The organism is Photobacterium sp. AWH4_225 (assembly GCF_056158405.1).
Genome location: NZ_JBSWTF010000001.1, coordinates 898,027 through 918,670, shown reverse-complemented (window position 1 = coordinate 918,670; position 20,644 = coordinate 898,027). Strand labels below are relative to the sequence as shown.

Genomic DNA, 20,644 nt, shown 5'->3' with positions numbered 1-20,644 from the left:
ACTGCCCTTTGTGTTATATTTCGCCCATCAATAAAGTACCCTCATTGATAGAGGTACCTATCCAACAGCCAGTCCTCACATCTCATAAATCCACTTTTGGGCCTGGCGAAGAACCATAAAGGAACGTCAGCCTAGCATGGAACTTATCTATATCATCGCCGCCTTTCTGGCTGGCTTTATCGCACTGCGGTGCAAATTGCCGCCCCTGGTGGGCTTTCTGGTTGCAGGTTTCGCCCTCAATACTGCTGGTTATGAATCAACTCCGGTTTTATCGACGCTGGCTGATCTGGGTGTCACCTTGCTGCTGTTTACCATCGGCCTCAAGCTTGATGTCAAAACCCTTCTCGCCAAGGAGATATGGGGCGGAGCGACCCTGCATAACCTGCTAACAACCGGGATATTCACCCTTGCCCTGCTGATCCTAAAGCAATTAGGCATAGGTATGATGGCCGACCTTGATGTTACCCAACTAGCGCTAATGGCCTTTGCCCTATCGTTCTCCAGTACAGTATTTGCCATCAAGGCACTTCAGGAAAAAGGCGAACTCAATGCCACCTACGGTACCCTTGCTATCGGTATTCTGGTTATGCAGGATATTTTTGCGGTGATCTTCCTGACCGTCTCTACCGGTAAGATCCCAGAAATTACTGCACTGGCTCTGTTTGCCTTGCCATTGCTACGCCCGTCCCTGTTTAAAATTCTCGACCGCGCCGGACACGGTGAGATGCTGGTACTTTACGGCGTTTTCCTTGCGCTAGTCGCCGGAGCCGGCCTGTTTGAATTCGTGGGCATGAAGGGTGATCTCGGGGCACTGATCATGGGAATGATGCTTGCTGCCCACCCCAAGTCATCGGAAATGTCCAAATCGCTGTTCAATTTCAAAGAGCTACTGCTAGTTTGCTTCTTTCTCAATATTGGTTTGGCAGAGCAACCGACACTCGACGGCTTGCTGATGGCGTTATTGCTGATGGTAATGTTGCCGCTCAAGGGGATCCTTTACTACGTCATCTTCAACCTGTTCCGCTACCGCGTCCGCACTTCCCTACTGGGTACCCTGACCCTATTCAATTACAGCGAATTCGGCCTGATTGTCGGCGGTCTAGCCTATAAGATGGGCATGCTACCGGGCAGTTTCCTAGTGGCTATTGCGATTGCAGTATCCCTCTCCTTCTTGGTGGCAGCGCCACTCAACAGTCTTGGCCATAAGCTATACAAAGACGCTTCCAAGTGGCTCAAAGAATTCGAGCCAGAGAAACTCAATGCCAGCGATCGCTTGATTGACTTGGGTGAGAAACAAGTCCTGATCCTTGGTATGGGCCGCATCGGCAGCGGGGCCTATGACGAGCTGGTAGAGACCTATGGCAACAATGTCATTGGTGTCGAAGCCCGAGAAGACTCTGTCGAGCTACACCAAGAGCAAGGCCGCCACGTTATCCACGGCGATGCTACCGACCCGGATTTCTGGGCCCGGGTGATTTCCAAACAGAACATCAAGCTGATCCTTTTGGCAATGCCACACAGCCAGGCCAACAGCTTCGCTCTCGAGCAGATCCGCGAGCGCAATTACCAGGGCCAAATTGCCGCCATCGCCAAGTACGGTGATGAAGAGGAAGAATTGAAAGCTCTTGGGGTCGATGCCGCCTTCAATATCTACCATGAAGCCGGTAGTGGTTTCGCCCGCCATGTGTGTGAACATTTGACGCCACAAATTAAGTCCAACTAATTTTCTCCACTCCTAGATCAAACGGCAGCTTCGGCTGCCGTTTGTTTTTATGCGCAAAATATCGCCCACCTTTAACTTTTATTCGTTTATTTTTATTTATTTTAAATAATATTCAGTCAAAGCTCTTTTTGTTTATTGATTTGAAATTGATGGTTGCAATTTATTATCGAATACGCAATTTTAACAATTAACGAAAGGACAGCGATGACGTGGCCAAGATCTGCCTAGCACATAACAAAGTGCTAACGCATAGAAGAAACAAACCCACACAACAGGTTATCTTCACCGCCACGCTGGTTCCGACATTTTTCATGGATAGCAACATTAGTTAATTTTGGGGTAGGAAGTATGTGTTCAGTATTTGGGATCCTAGACATCAAGAGTGATGCAGCAGCATTGCGTCACACCGCATTGGAAATGTCTAAAAAAATGCGCCACCGCGGCCCTGACTGGTCTGGTATTTATTCATCAGAGAAAGCCATTCTGGTTCACGAGCGTCTGGCTATCGTCGACCTGAACAGCGGTGAGCAGCCTCTGTACAATGCTGACAAAACACATGCCCTTGCTGTCAATGGTGAGATCTACAACCACAAAGAGCTGCGTGCTGAATTTGCACCTGACTACCCATTCCAGACCGAGTCTGACTGTGAAATTATTCTGGCGCTTTACAAAGAGAAAGGCCCAGAGCTGCTTGATTACCTGAACGGTATTTTCGGCTTCATTCTTTACGATGAACAGGAAGATGCTTACCTGATTGGCCGTGACCATATCGGTATCATCCCGCTGTACCATGGCTACGATGAGCACGGTAACTACTATGTCGCTTCAGAAATGAAGTCACTGGTTCCTGTTTGTAAAACAATCAGCGAATTCCCTCCTGGTTCCTTCCTATGGAGCAAAAACGGCGAGCCGACACGCTATTACAAGCGTGATTGGATGGAATTCGATTCAGTGGCGGATGCCAAAACGGATAAAGTGGCGCTAACTGAAGCCCTTGAAGGAGCTGTTAAGCGCCAGCTAATGACTGATGTTCCTTATGGTGTATTGCTGTCCGGTGGTTTGGACTCATCCGTTATTTCTGCAATCACCAAGAAATTCGCAGCAAAGCGTATTGAGGATGATGAACAGTCGCAAGCATGGTGGCCAACCCTGCACTCCTTTGCCATTGGCCTAGAAGGTGCACCTGATCTAAAAGCGGCGAAAGTTGTTGCCGACAGTATTGGCACCGTTCACCACGAGCTGACCTATACGGTTCAGGAAGGGCTGGATGCTATTCGCGATGTGATTTACCACATCGAGACTTATGATGTAACGACTATCCGCGCATCTACACCTATGTACCTAATGTCGCGTAAAATCCGCGCTATGGGCATCAAGATGGTGTTGTCGGGTGAAGGTGCCGATGAAGTGTTCGGTGGCTACCTGTACTTCCACAAGGCGCCAAACGCCAAAGAATTCCACGAAGAAACAGTTCGTAAGCTACTGGCACTTAACATGTTTGACTGTGCCCGTGCCAACAAGTCGATGGCCGCCTGGGGTATCGAAGCACGCGTTCCGTTCCTCGACAAAGAGTTCCTGGAAGTGGCAATGCGCCTAAACCCTGAAGACAAGATGTGCGGCAACGGCAAGATGGAAAAACACATTGTCCGTGAATGCTTCGGCCATTACCTGCCAGAATCGGTAGCATGGCGCCAAAAAGAGCAGTTCTCAGACGGCGTAGGCTACAGCTGGATTGATACCCTCAAAGAAGTGGCTGAGGCGAAAGTGTCAGATCAGCAACTCGAGACGGCGAAGTTCCGCTTCCCATACAACACGCCAACCACCAAAGAAGCTTACGCTTATCGTGAGATCTTCGAAGAGTTGTTCCCATTGGAAGATGCGGCGAAATGTGTACCGGGTGGTCCATCTATCGCATGTTCAAGTGCCAAGGCGATTGAGTGGGATGAGAGCTTCAAGAACAGCGCTGACCCATCAGGCCGTGCGGTAGCAGCCGTACACAACGAAGCCTACGAGGCAAAAACACAAGCTTGATAAGCTGATAGCTGCAGAGCGAATAACAAAAAACCGCCGATATCGGCGGTTTTTTTATGACTTTCTACCAAAGCTTGATATACAAACAACGGCGAATTAACGCTCCCAGTATGCTTCTTCCAAGCTATCTTCACGCTCAGGCAGGCCGCGAGACAAACGTGGTGAGTGCTGGGCCAGCACTTCGTAACTCACACGGTTCGAGTACAGACAGATCTGAGAGAACGACGAGTAAGTCAGGAAGTCAAACTGGTGCTTGCTTGATTTCGGCACGTTCTCTTTGTGGTAGCGGTTAGCCGACATATCGTGCAACAACGCAGATAGTGCACCATCACCGGCACCATTGGTGTTCTTGATACGCTCAGGGCCACCCATGTAAGGGGCGATGTGCGAGTATACTTTGATTGGGTTTTGACACTCGCTCTTCAGCATCGGGCGGCTGAACTCGTAGCGGTTGAATTCAGGAATTTCACCCGGTAGAAGCGGTAGGCTGGTTTCACGCTTGGCTTCATCTTCCGTGTAGCCAGCCGTGTAAAGACCGACAGGGCCTGCAGTGCACAGTACCAAATCAACCCACTCAAGGGTTTTCTCAGAAGCGATCAATGGATCAGACTCGCCGGTCAGCGCTTCTGCTTCATCTTCGTTCATCGCAACCACGGTTACGTGATCGCGCAGGAAGTCACGCCACCACTGCGGATCGTCTTCGATCACAAACTTGGTGCCCAGTGTCAGTACCACAGGCACATCATGCTTTTTCGCGTATTCAATTGCCTGCATGGTTGCTTCAGGCATTGGGTCGCCGTCTTTACAACGTACCAGGTAAGCGGTCAGTACCAGGGCAGAGGCGCGCTTGAACACATCTTCAGGAATACTGCTTGGCTCAAGCTGGTTCATACGACCTTCGTTGATGGCGAAAGTACGCTCACCCTCTTTGGAGATCAGGGCAAAACAGCGGCCGATTGGACCATTTACCGGTTGTAGGTGGTTCATGTCCATGCGGCTAGAGGTGTTGCAAAGATAGCGGTAAGCATAGCTGCCGATTTCGATATCTTTGCTCATCACACCCAGCAGCACTGATTTATCATCAGCTAGCACAGAGTAGTTATGAAGGGTGTTACCGATAGTACCACCAGCGAACTCGTGGCTGATCAGTTCTTTGTCTTTTAGCTCACGGTAAAGGGCTTCTGCTTTCTCATCGGAGATAACCAGTGAGTGGCCTTTACTTAGCTCATAGCGTTCCAGGAATTCATCTTCGACACATGCTTCAATATCAACCAGAGTCTGATCAATACCGACAATATGCGTGCGCGTTAGTCGCTTGTCTTGCTTAGCTTGGCTAAGAAGGGGATCACGAGCATGGACCGGAAAATAATGCTTAGATTTGCGTTGGCCTGGAAATTTCATGTCAATGAGCTGTCTGTTGAGAAATTTTTGCGAATTCTATCACAGAATATAGAACAAAAAAGAAAAAGCTCTCACAGAATGTGAGAGCTCCATCGCCAGCTAGGCAAGATTCCCATACAGGGTGTTCATCATTGTCGACACCCTACCGCCAAAGGGCTAAACCTACCACCCTTGGCTATGCTGCTGTACCAGCGAAGCCATCAAATCGATATGGGCAGGGTTATCGTTCAAGCAAGGGATCAGGTTGAAACTCTCGCCCCCCGCTTCAAGGAAAACCTCTTTACAGCCTTCGGCGATTTCTTCCAAGGTCTCTAGGCAATCCACCGAAAATGCTGGGCAAATAACATCCAGACGCTTAACCCCTTTCTGGGCCAACTCACGAATAGTACCTTCAGTATATGGCTTGAGCCACTCCTCCCGACCGAAAATAGACTGATAGCTCATGCTCATTTTCTCGCGCGGCATATCAAGTTGTTCAGCCAGCAAAGCCGTGGTGCCGTTGCAGTGGTCAGGATACGGATCGCCATTGTCAGCATAACGTTTCGGAATACCGTGGTAGGAGCAAAGCAAATAATCGGCCTTGCCATTTTGCTGCCAAAAATCATTCACCGACTCGGCCAGCGCTGAAATATAGCCAGGGTGATCATAATAGTGATTCACAAAACGTAACTCAGGAATATCGGCCCTCGCCTTTAGCACTTTTGCTACCTTGTCGAATACCGCAGCCGTCGTGGTGCGTGAATACTGTGGGTACAAAGGTAATACCAATACACGCTCGCAGCCTTGCTGCTTCAGTGCATCAAGGCCATCGAGCATACTTGGGCTACCGTAGGTCATCCCCAGCTCAACCGGCACACCCAACTTTTCAGACAACGCCTGCTGCTGGCGCTTCGAATACACCATCAATGGCGAGCCGTCATCCATCCACACCGATTGGTACAACTTCGCCACCTTCGGCGAGCGGACTGGTAAAATGACACCGTGCAGAATCGGGCACCACAACCAGCGGTTCATATCGACCACCCGGTGATCATGGAGGAATTCAGACAGGAAACGCTTCACCCCTGCCGGCGTGGCTTCATCAGGCGTCCCCAGGTTAACCAGCAGCACCCCATATGGGCGGGTTTGATTATTGTTATTCGTGCTTTGCTCGCTCATATCATCCTTCACGCTTACGGTGGTATTGATCAATCAACTCAATAATAGGTTGGTATAACTGTATCAGTTTTCTTTTCAGTCGGTTATACCTTATATGGCATTATTTGGATCATTTTTCTGCCGCATAAAAAAACGGGCTGGCCCTATGACCAACCCGTTTCTGAACTTGCTTAGCAGCTTGCAATTAAGCCAGTGCTTTTTCCAGCTCTGCACTTACAGCGGCTACAGGCTGAGTACCGTCGAACTTCAGGTACTTAGTGTTGCCCGCGTCAGCTTCTTTGTTGTAGTAAGCAATCAAAGGTGCAGTCTGCTCGTGGTATACACCTAGGCGAGCACGTACTGTTTCTTCTTTGTCGTCATCACGAACAACAAGATCTTCACCAGTCACGTCGTCTTTACCTTCAACCTTAGGCGGGTTGTAAACTGTGTGGTAAGTACGGCCAGAAGCTAGGTGGGCACGACGGCCAGCCATACGCTCAACGATAACATCGTCAGCTACGTCGAACTCGATCACGTAGTCAACGTCTACGCCGATTTCTTTCAGACCGTCAGCCTGAGGGATCGTACGTGGGAAGCCGTCAAGCAGGAAGCCTTTTGCACAGTCGTCTTCAGCAATACGCTCTTTAACCAGACCAAGGATGATGTCGTCTGACACAAGCTGGCCAGCATCAATGACGGATTTCGCTTGTTTACCTAGCTCAGTACCTGCCTTGATTGCTGCACGTAGCATGTCACCAGTAGAGATTTGTGGAATACCAAATTTCTCCATGATGAATTGTGCCTGAGTACCTTTACCTGCACCTGGAGCGCCCAGAAGAATGATGCGCATCTTGTTCCCCTTTAGATTTGAATGGAGTTTTCAAAGAAGTGAAAAATACACTGATTACGCCGTAGTCGCAAGCCCAGTCCCCGACAGGGCAGCGATTACATGCTGTATCAGAATACAATTTGACACCGGTAGCAGGCGATTAGACCTTAGTCCTAGCCTGCTCCGGTTCAGCCTGGTTAACCGTTATGCCAACAGTTTGTTGACGGCCGCAAGAAACTGGGACGGATCGTCCATGCTTCCCTTTTCGGCCAGCATTGCTTGGCCCAGCAGCATTTCCACCCAGCGGCCAAAGGTTTCTTCGTCCGCTTCATCGGCCATCTTGCTGACCAGTGGGTGCTCTGGGTTCAGCTCGAAAATGTACTGCACTTCAGGTGCGTCATGGCCAGCAGCTGCCAGCAACTTCGCCATCTGGGTGCCCATTTCATTCTCGTCAGTCACTACCACTGCAGGCGTGTCTTTAAGCTTGAACGTGGTCCGTACATCTTTCACACGCTCGCCTAGGTAGGTTTTGGTGCGCTCAACCACAGACTGGAAGGCTTCTTCTGTTTCCTTGCGCTTCTCTTTCTCTTCTTCTTGCTCAAACGCAGAAAGATCAAGATCCGCCTTGGTGATCGCTTGGAATTGCTTGCCGTCAAACTCTGGCAGGTGACCCATCAACCACTCATCGATACGATCGTGCATTAGCAGCACTTCTAGCCCCTTGGCACGGAATTGCTCTAGGTGTGGGCTGTTCTTCGCCGCGCTGAAGCTGTCGGCAGTCAGGAAGTAGATCTTATCCTGGCCTTCTTTCATGCGCTCGATGTAATCAGTTAGCGATACTGTCTGCTCAACCGTCTCGGCATGAGTCGAGCTGAAACGCAGCAACTTGGCGATTTTCTCACGATTTGCAAAGTCTTCAACCGGACCTTCTTTTAGTACCTGACCGAACTCGTTCCACAATGTCTGGTATTTCTCAGTATCGTTGTTTGCCAAGCGATCCATCATTGTAAGTGCACGCTTGGTGCAGGCTTTGCGCAGCGACTGGGTAACTTTATTGTCCTGTAGAATTTCACGCGATACGTTCAGTGGCAGATCGTTGGAATCAATCAGGCCACGCATAAAGCGCAGGTAAGACGGCATGAACTGTTCGGCATCGTCCATAATAAAGACGCGCTGAACGTAAAGTTTCAGGCCATGCTTGCTATCACGGTTGTGCATATCCCATGGCGCCTTAGACGGGATGTAGAGCAAGCTAGTGTAGTCCTGCTTACCTTCAACACGGTTGTGGCTCCAAGTCAGCGGCTCAGCAAAGTCATGGGATACATGCTTATAGAATTCTTTGTATTCTTCTTCTGAAATATCCGACTTGTTGCGAGTCCATAGCGCTTGCGCCTTGTTAATTTGTTCCCACTTACGGCCGGTCTCTTTGCCTTCCTCGTCACGCTCCACAGTTTGGATGTGAACTGGGATACCAATATGGTCAGAGTATTTCCCGATAATGTCACGCAGGCGGTGCTCGCTCAGGAACTCTTTCTCTTCTTCACGCAGGTGAAGAACGATGTCAGTACCACGGCTTTCTTTCTCGATATCTTCTACCGTGTAATCGCCTTCGCCACCTGACTGCCATGAAACGGCTTGATCTGCCGCAACACCCGCGGCACGGGTATTAACAGTCACAGAGTCCGCCACGATAAAGGCTGAATAGAAACCAACACCAAATTGGCCGATCAATTGTGAATCTTTAGATTCATCTTCGCTTAGCTTGGCAAAGAAGTCTTTGGTGCCTGACTTGGCAATGGTACCCAGATGCTCAATCACATCATCACGGGTCATACCAATACCGTTGTCGCTGATGGTCAACGTGCCAGCCTGCTCGTTGAAAGACAGCTTCACACCGAGCTCGGCATCATTTTCATACAAGTCTGGCTGAGACAATGCACGGAAGCGCAACTTGTCGGCGGCATCGGACGCATTAGAAATCAACTCGCGCAAGAAGATCTCTTTGTTGGAATACAAAGAATGGATCATCAGTTGCAGCAGTTGTTTCACCTCAGACTGAAAACCACGGGTTTCCTTATTCTTGTGGATAGTTTGTTCGCTCATTTCAACTCCGAAACTTGTATCAATAAACATTCGGGGATCTAAAACAGCCGCCTCTTGCAGCTACCCTTTACATTTCCCTATATACATGTGGTCAAACGTAGCGATTTCAACCTAAAATACACGTTTGATGTTTTTTCAGAGCCATTTTTTATAATTTTTATATTCAGAAGAGATTCAGGGTTGTTGCGTATTATATGCGCACATAGTGTACCCTTGGTGCTAAAAATGAATAAATTAGAAAGTAAATTCCTAATTGGTCAACGTTTTTTGTTTGACCCATACGACAACAGCTTAATTGACCAACACGAAAATGATGAGCTTACCCGACTAGGTAGCAACGAAAGTCGAGCGCTAAGCCTGCTCATTGAAGACCCAGGCGCAATCATTACCCGCACCCGCTTGCATGATTATGTATGGCGTGAGCAAGGTTTTGAGGTCGATGATTCGAGCCTGACCCAGGCTATCTCCACCCTGCGTAAAGCACTTAAAGATTCCACCAAATCGCCCGAATTCATCAAAACCGTACCCAAACGCGGTTACCAGATGATCGCAATGGTAGAATCTTTATCAGAAATAGCCTCAACGGCCAGTGCTGAGCAAGCAGAAACGCTTGCAGAGAAATTAGATGAACCATCAGAGGTAGAGCGCGAGCTGTTCGAGCACAGCCAGCAAGCAGCACCAGCCAAAACTTACACTGCCGTCCCCCATTCTCAGCCCCAAAAACGCCCGCTACCAATGGCAGCCATTTCCGGGGTACTGGTGCTGATTGCGCTGTTACTGCCTGTGATTGTTAATTTGAGCATGCCACCCAAATCGGCAGCTTTCGATCAATTCACCGTCGTTAATGATGTACCGGTATTGACTCCAACCAACCACCCATCTCTTGCTCAATGGGAAAGCATGATCACCCAGTGTGTTGAAAGCTATCTGGATTATCACTCGGATAAGAAGCGTCCAATGGAAATCATCGTATCTGGTGGTCAAAACGCCCAGCTTTGGGTCAACTACGTCCACTCACACGATAACCCAGCCGAGAATGTTACCCTTCGTTTGTTGACTAGCCACAAGGACAATATCGCGATATGTCAGTAAATACCCACAAGCAGTCAATCAAACATTTCATTGTTAAATACTGGGCGTTTATCGTGCTTGGCCTGTCGGTCGTGTTCAGTGCTTGGCTATATTTCTCCAGCGACTACAAGCAAGAGCAGTTGCTGATCTCCCGTGAGTGGCAATCAAAAACCGTCAGCCGCATTGAGGAAACAGAGCTGGAACAACTTGGCATGCTGCGTCGTGTCGAGCAGACTAGTCATGTTGTTTACCTGCCGAACAAGACGTATTCGCGTATCACCCTGATGAGATTGTTCAGCGCCAATGAGCAGCCGCTAACGATTCATATTTCGGAGTCTGGCAACTGGGATGTCAGCGGTAAGTACCTACTCACTGAGCCGAAAGAGTTTAAAGATATCACCTCAGGTACCAATGAGGACTTCAAGCCTGAGCACCTGAAGATCATCAACCAGATCTACCGTATGGATGCCCAGCAGAGCCGCCGCATGGATATCATCGACGAGAAAACAATTCTGCTCACCAGCTTATCTTACGGCTCGCATATCCTCTACTCGCTGTAAGCTAACATTCGCAGCTTAAAATTATCAAACCGCTCAGAGATGGGCGGTTTTGTTTTTGGGGGAGAGAGGTGCTGTGGTGCTGTGGTGCTGTGGTGCTGTGGTGCTGTGGTGCTGTGGTGCTGTGGTGCTGTGGTGCTGTGGTGCTGTGGTGCTGTGGTGCTGCAGAATGTTGAAAAGACTAGAGAACATCAAGTTCTTTCTTTGCTCTTGCTCTGCCCAGGAACGAGGACCCGTTCTTCCCAGAGCCAGTGCGAAAGACAATAAGACAAGTGATAAAGATAAAGCGCTTAAATGGGGCTATCGGGAGTGTTTTTGCTGACGCAAAAAAGAACGGGCGCAACTTTCGTTGCGCCCTTAGGTCTTACTTGCAGCAGTCCCGCTACTATGGTGCTCCCTGCATCATTCCGTTGAATTGCTGTAATCCGTCAGCAGATTCCTTTTATTCTTCATCCTGAAGTTGTCCCTTGGCCATCCTGACCCGTCAGCATATCCTGTACTGACTCTCAACATCCTTCCTGGAGGGGTCCCTTACTTCGTCCTGAAGTGGTCCTTGTGTCATCCTGACTGGTAAACATCCTGCTTACCTTCTGCCGTTCCGCGGCTATCCCTTCACAGTCCTTGTTCGATATACCATCCTAGTACACCGGCCTCATCCTGAGACTTCCCTAATCCTTGGGTATTTCCTGTTCCGTTCCGTCAGCTCCTTCCGACACTTATAAATATACGCCGATCAGCCGAATTAAGTAGCCGTTCAGGAATAACATCTCATATGCAGTACAGTTGAAAAATACCCAATACACCAAAAAAATACTATAAAAACAGCACCTTAATATAAAACACAGCGAATAAACCCTATGCTTATCACCTCGATATCCCACGCGCTTGTAAGAGATCTCTCACAAGGTAGATAGAATATTAGTACTGAGACGCAAGGGGGCTCTGGATACTAGATCCTAGATCCTGGGTTGGGTTGGGTTGGGTTGGGTTGGGTGCTGCAGGATATTAAAATGCGATTGAACGTCCAATTCTTTCTTTGCTTTTGATCTACCTAGGACCTCGGATCCGCTCTTCCTAGGAACTCGACGCCTCGGGCATAAAAAAGGGGGGAAGCCAAGCTTCCCCCAAACACAATGAACAGTCTAGCAATTATCTAAAATTAGAAGTACAGACGCATACCGATAGTGAATGCGTTGTCGTCTTGTAGCTCGTTTTGTGAATCTTGCTTGTCAAAACTCATATCAGCGTATTCCATGTAAGAAACCACTTGGCTAGTTAGCCAGTAGTCCGCACCGATGGTGTACTGATCAAGCTTGTTATTTAGCGTGTCGTAATCTACGTAGTCGTATACACCGTACACACCGAAGCCCATTGGGAAGTCGTAACGAGCCATTGCACCGATACCAGTACGCTCATCACCTAGTAGATCATAGTCAGAGTACATTGCCGCTAGAGATAGGGCCTGCCACTCGTAAGTTGCGTTCAATGTCCAAGACGTATCTTTGTCTTCGCCATTTATTTTTTGAGTACGTTCAGACTGAGTGAAAGTACCTGATAGACCAAGACCAAAATCGGAGTTCCATGCTGCACCCACAGCAAATGCCTGATCGATATCTACGCCATCGCTTTCTGTACCCGTGTGGTACTGTGCCATTACAGTGAAGTCGTTGATATCAATCTTGTATTGGATACCGTTGGTCAAACGATCAGTGGCTGTATCGTCTGATTTGATGTTCGCCGTACCGCCGTATTCCCAGGTGATATCGTACTGGCCAGCCAATGTATCTTGTACCGCTGACATACGACCCATACGGAACTCACCAAAGTCACCACCGATAGCTACCGAGCCGAACTTCAAGAATTCGTCGTCATCTGTACCATCACCGCTTTCTGGAATGATGTTGAATTCGGAGAGTACATCACCATTGATGTACATGTTGTTATCCAAAAAGTAGTTAATGCTTAGACCAAGCTCAGTGCCTTCACCGGTGAAAGTACTGTCTGCGCCCATCAGAGCATTATCTGTGGTCTCGTAACGAGCACGAAGGTTACCGTACACGCTTACAGATAGATCATCTGACTTATAAACCTCTGCCGCCATTGCTGACGCGCTAGCCACTACCGAGCCAATTACGGCTGCAACTACTGTCTTTTTCATGTTCACTCCTAATCGTTCCCTGACCTTAAAACAGTCGAAAACTTGGTATTAATTTTTTATGTGATACGCCAATCGTGACTGTTCATTTACAACCATCAACAATCACTTCTCAGCAAGTAACGACAATATTTAATACATGAAAACAATCAGTTAGGAACTGAAATTCTATTAAACAATATTTTGATAGAAATTCTTAGAAAACAACTTTTGCTAAAAACTAAATTTTTCTTTGATGCTCTAAAACAGCTAAATTTGGCTTTTTAAGTCGTTGATAAGACAAGAAAGTGAAAAAATGACAAAAAAATACCAACAGCAGCTGTTGGTATTTTGATGAAATAAGTTTATATAAAACCAGTTTTATATCTATCAGTAAAGCTTTTGCCTTCCCGCAAGGGAATGGGACAAGGTTGTGCCGTCGACAAGCTCTAGTTCGCCACCGACTGGCACCCCATGGGCAATCCGCGAAGCTGGGATCGAGTACTCGCTGCAAAGCTCGGCAATGTAATGAGCCGTCGCCTCCCCTTCTACGGTTGGGTTGGTAGCCAGGATTAGCTCGCTGATCTGCTCGTTCTGCAAACGAAACTCCAAGGTATCCAGACCAATATCAGAAGGTCCGATCCCATCGAGTGGCGATAGATGCCCCATCAGCACGAAGTAACGGCCTGAAAACTGCCCGGTAGCTTCTACGGCGACAATATCTGCCGGTGTTTCCACCACACAAATCTCACCGCTTTCCTGACGACGTGGGTTAGAGCAAATTGCGCATACTTCTTCCTCGGTAAAAGTACGGCAATCGCGGCAGTGACCGATCTCGGTCATCGCCTTACTCAGGGCATCAGCCAACTGCAGGCCCCCCTGTCGATTTCTCTGTAACAAACTGAAGGCCATACGCTGCGCTGACTTGGGACCGACCCCAGGCAGGCACCGTAAGGCCTCCATCAGTTGTTCCAGTAAGTGACTGGTACGCATTAATTAGAATGGCATCTTGAAGCCGGCAGGTAGGTTCATACCGCCAGTTACGCCTGCCATTTTTTCTTTCTGCGCTTCTTCGATACGACGAGCTGCGTCGTTGAACGCTGCCGCAATCAGATCTTCAAGCATGTCTTTGTCGTCTTCCATCAAGCTTTCGTCAAGCTCTACACGACGTACACTGTGGCTACCAGTTAGAGTCACTTTTACCAGGCCAGCACCAGACTCGCCGGTCACTTCCATATTTGCGATCTCTTCCTGCATTTGCTGCATGCGCTCTTGCATCTGCTGCGCCTGCTTCATCATGTTAGCCATACCGCCTTTACCAAACATATCATCTCTCTCTGTGGTCTGGTTAATCTATAAGGGTCTTACGCTATCTTCATCAAGTACAGCAGAAAACCGCTGACAAATGAAATTCACGTTCGGATCAGACAACAAACTCTGCTTGGCCTGATCCAGTTTCTGCTGATAAATCGCCTCTCGCCATTCAAGCGGTGAGCGGCCTTTATCACTCAATTCAACTTCTACCGACACATTTTCGGCAAACAGTTCGCTCATCGCTACCGTTAGTTGCTCGCGTGCCTTGGGCGTATTCAGGTGCTGTTGAGAAGGGCGAAGACTTAATTTCACCTGATTAGCTTCTCTTTCAAACGCTGAATTAAGTGCCAGCTGCTGGACCATACGTCCAACATTGAGCTTGGTCACCCAGTCCGACCAACTATCCTGATTTGCAGCTTCCTTGACAAGCAATTTCACCATTTCCGGTGTTTTTTCATGCTCTAACGCTTGTTTCAAAAGCTTAGGTGCAACAACTTGCTGGGTCTCTTCAGACGGCTCGGGGAGCATTGTCGGACGCCATTGATATTCTGCTGATTCACTAGCATGTCCTAGTGCATCAGCCTGCACTGTCGCTGTTGTCGGTGCACCCGGTACCGGCATCGCATTTCCAGCTGACTTTACCTGACCGTTTTGCTTGCTGGCAATCCGATCAAGTACGCTGGTGGTTGCAACCTTTTTAGCCCGTACCGGCTCACCCTTTTTTCCGCTGTCCGGCGCATTACCATCTCGTTTGGCTTTGCTGCGCAGCTGGTTTCTTGCCGCCAGCAAGCCCGAAGCTGCCGAGCCAGACACCGACTGACCTTGATTTGGTACTGGAGTCTGACCTTGTGGCGCAGCCTGTGGTGCTGGCTGAGCCTGATAACCAGGCTGTTGGTTTGGAGCAGGTGCTGCGCCATAACCCTCAGAAGCTTGAGGGGCTTGATGCGTCTGAACCTGATGTGCCTGATCCGCAGCATAGTTTACTGGTTCAGACATTGGTTGTTCATACCCGGCCGGTGGTTGGCCTTGATAAGGCTGTCCCTGGGGTGGCATTGATGAAGGCGGCATAGCTGGCACATTGGCATGCTGTTGCTGCGGTGCCTGCTGCGGGTGTGACTGTTGCTGCGGCTGCATGTTGGCAGCCTGCCCACCATTCATCTGTGCCTTAAGCGCCTGTACACGCTGGATACCTTGTCCCTGAGCTGGATTCGGCTGTGCAGGTGCTGCAGGTTGTGTAGCAGGAATAGCTATCGGCTGCGGAGTAACAGCATTGACCGATACCGGCCTAAATGCCAGCATGCGCAGTAATACCATCTCCAGGCCAGTGCGACCATCGGGAGCAAAAGCCAAATCCTGACGCCCCTGCAGCGCAATCTGATAACACAATTGCACTTCCTGCGGCGAGACCTTCTGGCTCAGCGCAGCAATTCGCGCAGCATCCGGCGCGCTATCATCAAGTGAGGCAGGCAATGCCTGATGCATAGCAACGCGGTGAAGCTGAGTAGCCATTTCACGGAGCAAGCTGTCCCACTCGACACCGACTGAGGCCAACTCTTCAAGGCAAGCCATCGCAGGTTGGGCTTCGCCACCCGCCACGGCCTCTAATAAATAAAGGGCCTGCTCGGTATTCAGTGTACCCAGCATTTCCGATACCGCATCGGCCTGCACCTGGCCATTACCCAAGGCGATAGCCTGATCCGTCAAGCTAAGCGCATCTCGCATACTGCCTTCGGCAGCACGAGCCAACAGGCTAAGTGCCCGAGGATCAAACTCAATATCTTCTTCGCCCAGTACCTTTTCCAACTGCTGCTGGATCTGGCTATTGTCCAAATGCTTGAGGTGGAACTGCAAACAACGGGAAAGAATGGTTACCGGCAGCTTCTGCGGATCAGTGGTCGCCAAAATAAACTTCACGTATTCTGGCGGCTCTTCAAGGGTTTTCAATAAGGCGTTAAAACTATGACGCGAGAGCATATGCACTTCGTCAATCAGGTAAACCTTGTAGCGTCCACGCGCAGGTTTGTACTGGACGTTATCCAGTAACTCTCGGGTATCTTCAACCTTGGTGCGTGATGCCGCATCGATTTCAAGCAAGTCGACAAAGCGGCCTTCATCGATTTCACGACAGGTTTCACACTGACCACATGGCGAAGCCGTTACGCCCTGCTCACAGTTCAAGCCTTTGGCGAAAATACGGGCGATCGTGGTTTTACCGACCCCACGCGTTCCACTGAACAAATACGCATGGTGAAGACGGTTATGGGCAAGCGCATTGGCCAGTGCCGTCAAGACATGGGACTGACCGACCACATCATCAAACTGGTGCGGGCGCCATTTACGAGCCAGAACCTGATAACTCATGTTAACTAACCTTACAGAATCAAGAACTCAATGCTAGCACAGGGAGGATTTTGGGGCGAGAGGACGCTTCTTCGAGCGCCCAATGATTAGCCAAGTTCCCCTGAGAAAGTATGACTCAGAGGAACACAACATGGCCAAATCAACTAAAGAGAATTAGTGACCGTCAAAGTCACAGATGCTGAACACATTCAGGCCAATGCCTTTCAGGCGCTCTTCACCACCGATATCCGGTAGATTGATAACAAAAGCAGCATCTTCAACAATACCACCCAAGCGGCGTACGAGCTTAGTCGTCGCTTCAATGGTACCGCCTGTTGCCAGCAGATCATCAACCAGCAATACCTTGTCGCCTTCTGTGATCGCATCAACGTGGATTTCCAGCGTATCCTGGCCGTATTCAAGCTCATAGCTTTCGCCGATCACTTCACGAGGCAGTTTACCCGGCTTGCGAACCGGCACAAAACCCACACCCAACTCAAGCGCAAGTGGTGCGCCGAACAAAAAACCGCGAGCTTCAGTGCCGATCACTTTGGTGATCCCTTTATCCTTGTAGCGATCGATCAGGATCTGCATTGTCGCGCGGTATGCCTCTGGATCTTCCATCAGGCTGGTCACATCGCGGAACAGGATCCCTGGCTTTGGATAATCAGGAATGGACTTGATGCTATTTTTGATCAACGCGAGCTTTTCTTGAGTCATAATCTTTTTCCATTAAACAATACGGCGGCATGAAAACAGGCCACCGAAAAACTGGTTCAAATAGTAGTTTTTTTCCCCTAGCGGGGCAAGGATTGTGACGTGCTCATCATCGATAGGATGATCCAGCTAGCATCAATAGAAGGCGTAGTTAGAGAGACTCACCCTGCGGCGCAGGATTATCCCGCTCGGGTAGACGGTTAAACCAAACCAGCAAAACCACCAGCATAGTCACCAACATCGCTTTGTGCCAAAGCAAAGGGACAAGGTATATAGATAAGGCAAAACTGGCCACAATCATAATATTTGCCCGCCGTTTGACATGTTTTGAAACGGCCCTATGGTTGTGCCAATTATGCAGGATAGGACCAAACTTAGGATGGTTAAGCAACCAATGATTCAGCCTTGGTGAACCACGCATAAAGCAGGCACTGGCGAGCAGTAAAAAAGGGGTTGTCGGTAACAGTGGCAAAAAGGCGCCAAGTAAACCCAAGGCCACACAAATCCAACCACATAACAACAGAAGTGTTTTTCTAACCATACTGCAAAACCATTCGTTCTAACTGCTTTAGCCTTAATACGAGTTTATACCTAATACCAGCGCAAACAAAAATACCAACAACTCATATCTTGCTGATGAATTGTTGGTATTTGTTTCAGGCTAGAGCTGATGGGCCAAATTTATCAAGACTGTTACCGGCAAATGCCTTATGACGAAAGCATGCCCACCCAGGTCAGAATAGCAGGCAGTGTCGGCAATGCCAGCACGGCAATAAACCCGAAGAAATATTTAACGTTGTATGGATCTTGAAATCCCTGCTCCATGGTACACTTCCTTTATTGACTGATTACACTTTAATGGCTCATTGACCATCTTTTATTAATGCAGCCAATATAGCGGAATCGCCCTCCGACAAAAACCGAGAGAATTTAGGGTTATTGTCATACAACCCCATAATTGTTTGATTCAAATCACAATCGTTCTCAGGAATCGTCTTAGACTGAAATAATCACTAATAACAACAATGAAAGGCTTATGACAACGTCAGATAAAGTTTACGAGCAGCTGCAACAGCGCCTAGAGCAAGAGCACGGGATGTTGTCACGCGAGCTCAAGCACGAGATGCTGCTCAATACCCTGGTGCCGTCGGCAACGGCCATTGAAAACGCAGAGCTCAGCGAATTAATCGTGATGGCCAAATCATCCTTTATTCCCAACCTGTTCGATTTGGCAAGCCGGATGGAGCGAGTTGACGCCGCAGTATGCTCAGTCAAACTCGGTATGTACGGGCTTTGCGTTGATTGCGAAGAAGAGATTGCAATAGATGATCTTGAGAAAGACCCTGCCCAGCCGCGTTGCAGTAGCTGCCGCGAGCACAGCCGCTACCACCACGACAGTTAAAATGACAATAAGCGGGTTATCCCGCCTATTGTTTTCTGCCGCCTCACGTATCTAAATGGGCTTATTGAGCTGACTGCTGTTTTACCCACTGCTCAAACGCGGCTCTTTCTTCGGCATTGGCCTTGCTGTACCAAAGCTTTAGCTGGACAAATGCATCACCAGTGATGCTGACTTCCCCTTTATCACTCACTTCTACCGCTGCCTGCTCAAGATCAACCGCATAGCCTTCCTCGAAGGTAATACCGTGCTCTCGGTTATAATCAGCGACCAAGCCTTCCATATCACTGTAGGCAGCAAAGCCTTTGCCTTGCAGCTCGACATGCTCAAGAGTTTGGGTGGTACCATCAGCTAACTCAAGCTGCCACTCTGGGCCGCGCTGGAAATAGGCTTTGGCCTGGCTCATGCTCGACAATCGTGGCAACACAATAGTGGCATCTTGCTGGGGGACATCCATCTCGAACAGGTACGGACGTGTGGTGTACATCTTGCTCTTCGAACCATCTTTCAGCTCACCGTCGAAGCGCACCACTACCTGGTGGCGGCCTTCGGTCAGCTCGATGCTGTCGGTTTCAGACCAGAAAGACGATTCAACCTTTTTACCATCGACCACCAAAAGCTTAATGTTGCTGCCGGTGCTAAGCGTGGCTGCCTGCAAACCCATCGGCAATGCCAATAGCCCAAGAGTCACTAACCAATTTTTCATCGTTAATCCCTTACTTACTGTCATCACATATTTTTGTCATCACTAAGATAACAAAAAGCCGCCCAGGGGAGGCGGCTTTTTAGGAGAGTTTTTAACCGAAAAAGACGATTAGAATACTACTTCCATACCTACTAGGTAACCTACATCTAGGTCAGCGTTGTCAGAATCAGCCCAACCTAGCTCAGCGTATGCTTTAACGTTGCTGTGTAGCTGGTGAGTGATGTTACCGTATACGTTGTCGATAGTATCGCTGTCGCTGTCAGCACGGTTGTAACCTAGAGCAAAAGTGTTTTTGCCCATAGTGTAAGAACCAGCTAGTTCGATTAGATCAACGTCATCTTTCGCGCCAGAAGCTACGTCTTTGTACTCAAGGTTACCGTAAGACGCTGCGAATGCGAATGCACCCATTACGTATTCTGCTTCTAGGTTAAAGCCATCAACATCAGTTGGTGCACCAGCATCAACAAAAATATCTGATTCTAGGTCAGAAGCTGTGTAGTAGTATGCACGTACGTCAAAGTCTGCAAAACGAGCACCGATACGAGCGTCAGTTACAGAACCGTCGTTACCCTGGAAGTCATCACCTTCAGCGTCTAGGTCGTGAGAAAGACCGAAGTAGAACTGACCGTTGTCGAATACGTACTTGATCGCTTCGTCGCCTTCAGTTTTAACGAAGTCGATTTGCTCGAAGCCAAGCTCGTAGTCTTTACCGATGCCTGCATCATCAATGATGTATAGCTGACGACCGAAAGTTAGCGTGCCGAAATCGCCGCCAAGACCAACCCATAGTTCATCGTTAGTTACGTCACGAGATTCGAACGCAAAACCGATACCTGCAACAGCATTTAGCTGGTCAGTTACCGCGATGGTAGTGTTTAGCTGTAGGTCACCATCGTCAAGACGAAGACCTGAATCGTTGTCGTTGTCTTTGTCTTGAATTTTCTGAATGTACTGAACTTCAGCTGCACCAGAAAGGTCTACAACTACGCCGTTTGCGTCGTATAGGTTGATGCCAGCTTGCGCTGAACCTGCTGCTAGTACTGATAGTGCTAGAAGAGTCTTTTTCATGATATCCACTGCCTTTTCTTATTTAGACTGGAATTCCTGTTTCCAGAATTCCTTTTCTTTTTTTATCCCCAGTTTTCCATGCCTTATAAACATATAACGCAACAAGAAAACTAA

Annotated in this window: 18 protein-coding genes; 5 read left to right on the top strand and 13 right to left on the bottom strand. The window is 48.8% G+C overall.

Annotated elements, in window-relative coordinates; genetic code table 11:
- Positions 1–136 precede the first annotated feature (136 nt).
- The gene (locus ACXAD4_RS04700) at positions 137–1,723 is read left to right on the top strand and encodes a cation:proton antiporter domain-containing protein (RefSeq protein WP_475239127.1); all 1,587 of its coding nucleotides are present in this window, start codon (positions 137–139) and stop codon (positions 1,721–1,723) included.
- Between the two features lie 348 nt (positions 1,724–2,071).
- The gene (gene asnB, locus ACXAD4_RS04695) at positions 2,072–3,754 is read left to right on the top strand and encodes an asparagine synthase B (protein WP_475239125.1); all 1,683 of its coding nucleotides are present in this window, start codon (positions 2,072–2,074) and stop codon (positions 3,752–3,754) included.
- Between the two features lie 96 nt (positions 3,755–3,850).
- Here the strand turns inward: asnB and ACXAD4_RS04690 are convergent, their stop codons facing one another.
- The 4 genes from ACXAD4_RS04690 to htpG form a co-directional block, all read right to left on the bottom strand.
- Positions 3,851–5,155: an inosine/guanosine kinase gene (locus ACXAD4_RS04690; RefSeq protein WP_475239122.1), complete on the bottom strand. Its 1,305-nt coding sequence runs from the start codon at positions 5,153–5,155 to the stop codon at positions 3,851–3,853.
- A gap of 162 nt (positions 5,156–5,317) precedes the next feature.
- Entirely contained in the window at positions 5,318–6,313 is a 996-nt protein-coding gene (gene hemH, locus ACXAD4_RS04685; RefSeq protein WP_475239120.1) for a ferrochelatase, read from the bottom strand.
- Positions 6,314–6,497: 184 nt separating this feature from the next.
- Entirely contained in the window at positions 6,498–7,142 is a 645-nt protein-coding gene (adk, locus tag ACXAD4_RS04680) for an adenylate kinase (RefSeq protein WP_107298486.1), read from the bottom strand.
- A 183-nt stretch (positions 7,143–7,325) separates the two neighbouring features.
- Complete coding sequence (gene htpG / locus ACXAD4_RS04675) at positions 7,326–9,224, bottom strand: molecular chaperone HtpG (protein WP_475239117.1); 1,899 nt, start codon at positions 9,222–9,224, stop codon at positions 7,326–7,328.
- Positions 9,225–9,449: 225 nt separating this feature from the next.
- On the opposite strand from htpG, the gene ACXAD4_RS04670 reads away from it, so the two are divergent.
- The gene (locus ACXAD4_RS04670) at positions 9,450–10,316 is read left to right on the top strand and encodes a winged helix-turn-helix domain-containing protein (RefSeq protein ID WP_475239116.1); all 867 of its coding nucleotides are present in this window, start codon (positions 9,450–9,452) and stop codon (positions 10,314–10,316) included.
- Positions 10,307–10,855 carry a regulatory protein ToxS gene (locus ACXAD4_RS04665; protein ID WP_475239114.1) on the top strand — a complete coding sequence of 183 codons (549 nt, stop codon included), beginning with the start codon at positions 10,307–10,309 and terminating at the stop codon, positions 10,853–10,855. The genes ACXAD4_RS04670 and ACXAD4_RS04665 overlap by 10 nt, the downstream gene beginning before the upstream one ends.
- A 33-nt stretch (positions 10,856–10,888) precedes the next feature.
- Here ACXAD4_RS04665 and ACXAD4_RS04660 read toward each other — a convergent pair whose 3' ends face one another.
- The 7 genes from ACXAD4_RS04660 to ACXAD4_RS04630 form a co-directional block, all read right to left on the bottom strand.
- Positions 10,889–11,044: a hypothetical protein gene (locus ACXAD4_RS04660; protein ID WP_475239112.1), complete on the bottom strand. Its 156-nt coding sequence runs from the start codon at positions 11,042–11,044 to the stop codon at positions 10,889–10,891.
- A 967-nt stretch (positions 11,045–12,011) separates the two neighbouring features.
- Positions 12,012–13,010: a porin gene (locus tag ACXAD4_RS04655; RefSeq protein WP_475239109.1), complete on the bottom strand. Its 999-nt coding sequence runs from the start codon at positions 13,008–13,010 to the stop codon at positions 12,012–12,014.
- A 366-nt stretch (positions 13,011–13,376) separates the two neighbouring features.
- Entirely contained in the window at positions 13,377–13,979 is a 603-nt protein-coding gene (recR, locus tag ACXAD4_RS04650) for a recombination mediator RecR (RefSeq protein WP_107300774.1), read from the bottom strand.
- A gap of 3 nt (positions 13,980–13,982) precedes the next feature.
- The gene (locus ACXAD4_RS04645) at positions 13,983–14,312 is read right to left on the bottom strand and encodes a YbaB/EbfC family nucleoid-associated protein (protein WP_107300773.1); all 330 of its coding nucleotides are present in this window, start codon (positions 14,310–14,312) and stop codon (positions 13,983–13,985) included.
- Between the two features lie 27 nt (positions 14,313–14,339).
- On the bottom strand, positions 14,340–16,661 hold the full coding sequence (gene dnaX, locus ACXAD4_RS04640) for a DNA polymerase III subunit gamma/tau (protein ID WP_475239106.1): 2,322 nt from the start codon (positions 16,659–16,661) through the stop codon (positions 14,340–14,342).
- Between the two features lie 153 nt (positions 16,662–16,814).
- Positions 16,815–17,360, bottom strand: a complete 546-nt coding sequence (gene apt, locus ACXAD4_RS04635) for an adenine phosphoribosyltransferase (protein WP_475239104.1) — start codon at positions 17,358–17,360, stop codon at positions 16,815–16,817.
- Between the two features lie 148 nt (positions 17,361–17,508).
- Positions 17,509–17,898, bottom strand: a complete 390-nt coding sequence (locus ACXAD4_RS04630; RefSeq protein ID WP_475239102.1) for a YbaN family protein — start codon at positions 17,896–17,898, stop codon at positions 17,509–17,511.
- Positions 17,899–18,393: 495 nt separating this feature from the next.
- Between ACXAD4_RS04630 and ACXAD4_RS04625 the strand changes: the two genes are divergently transcribed.
- Positions 18,394–18,759 carry a conjugal transfer protein TraR gene (locus ACXAD4_RS04625; protein ID WP_475239100.1) on the top strand — a complete coding sequence of 122 codons (366 nt, stop codon included), beginning with the start codon at positions 18,394–18,396 and terminating at the stop codon, positions 18,757–18,759.
- Between the two features lie 61 nt (positions 18,760–18,820).
- On the opposite strand, the gene ACXAD4_RS04620 is transcribed toward ACXAD4_RS04625, so the two are convergent.
- On the bottom strand, positions 18,821–19,462 hold the full coding sequence (locus tag ACXAD4_RS04620) for a YccT family protein (RefSeq protein ID WP_475239098.1): 642 nt from the start codon (positions 19,460–19,462) through the stop codon (positions 18,821–18,823).
- 108 nt (positions 19,463–19,570) lie between these two features.
- Positions 19,571–20,530 (bottom strand): porin, encoded by a 960-nt coding sequence (locus tag ACXAD4_RS04615; RefSeq protein WP_475239096.1) that lies wholly within the window; start codon positions 20,528–20,530, stop codon positions 19,571–19,573.
- Positions 20,531–20,644: the final 114 nt, after the last annotated feature.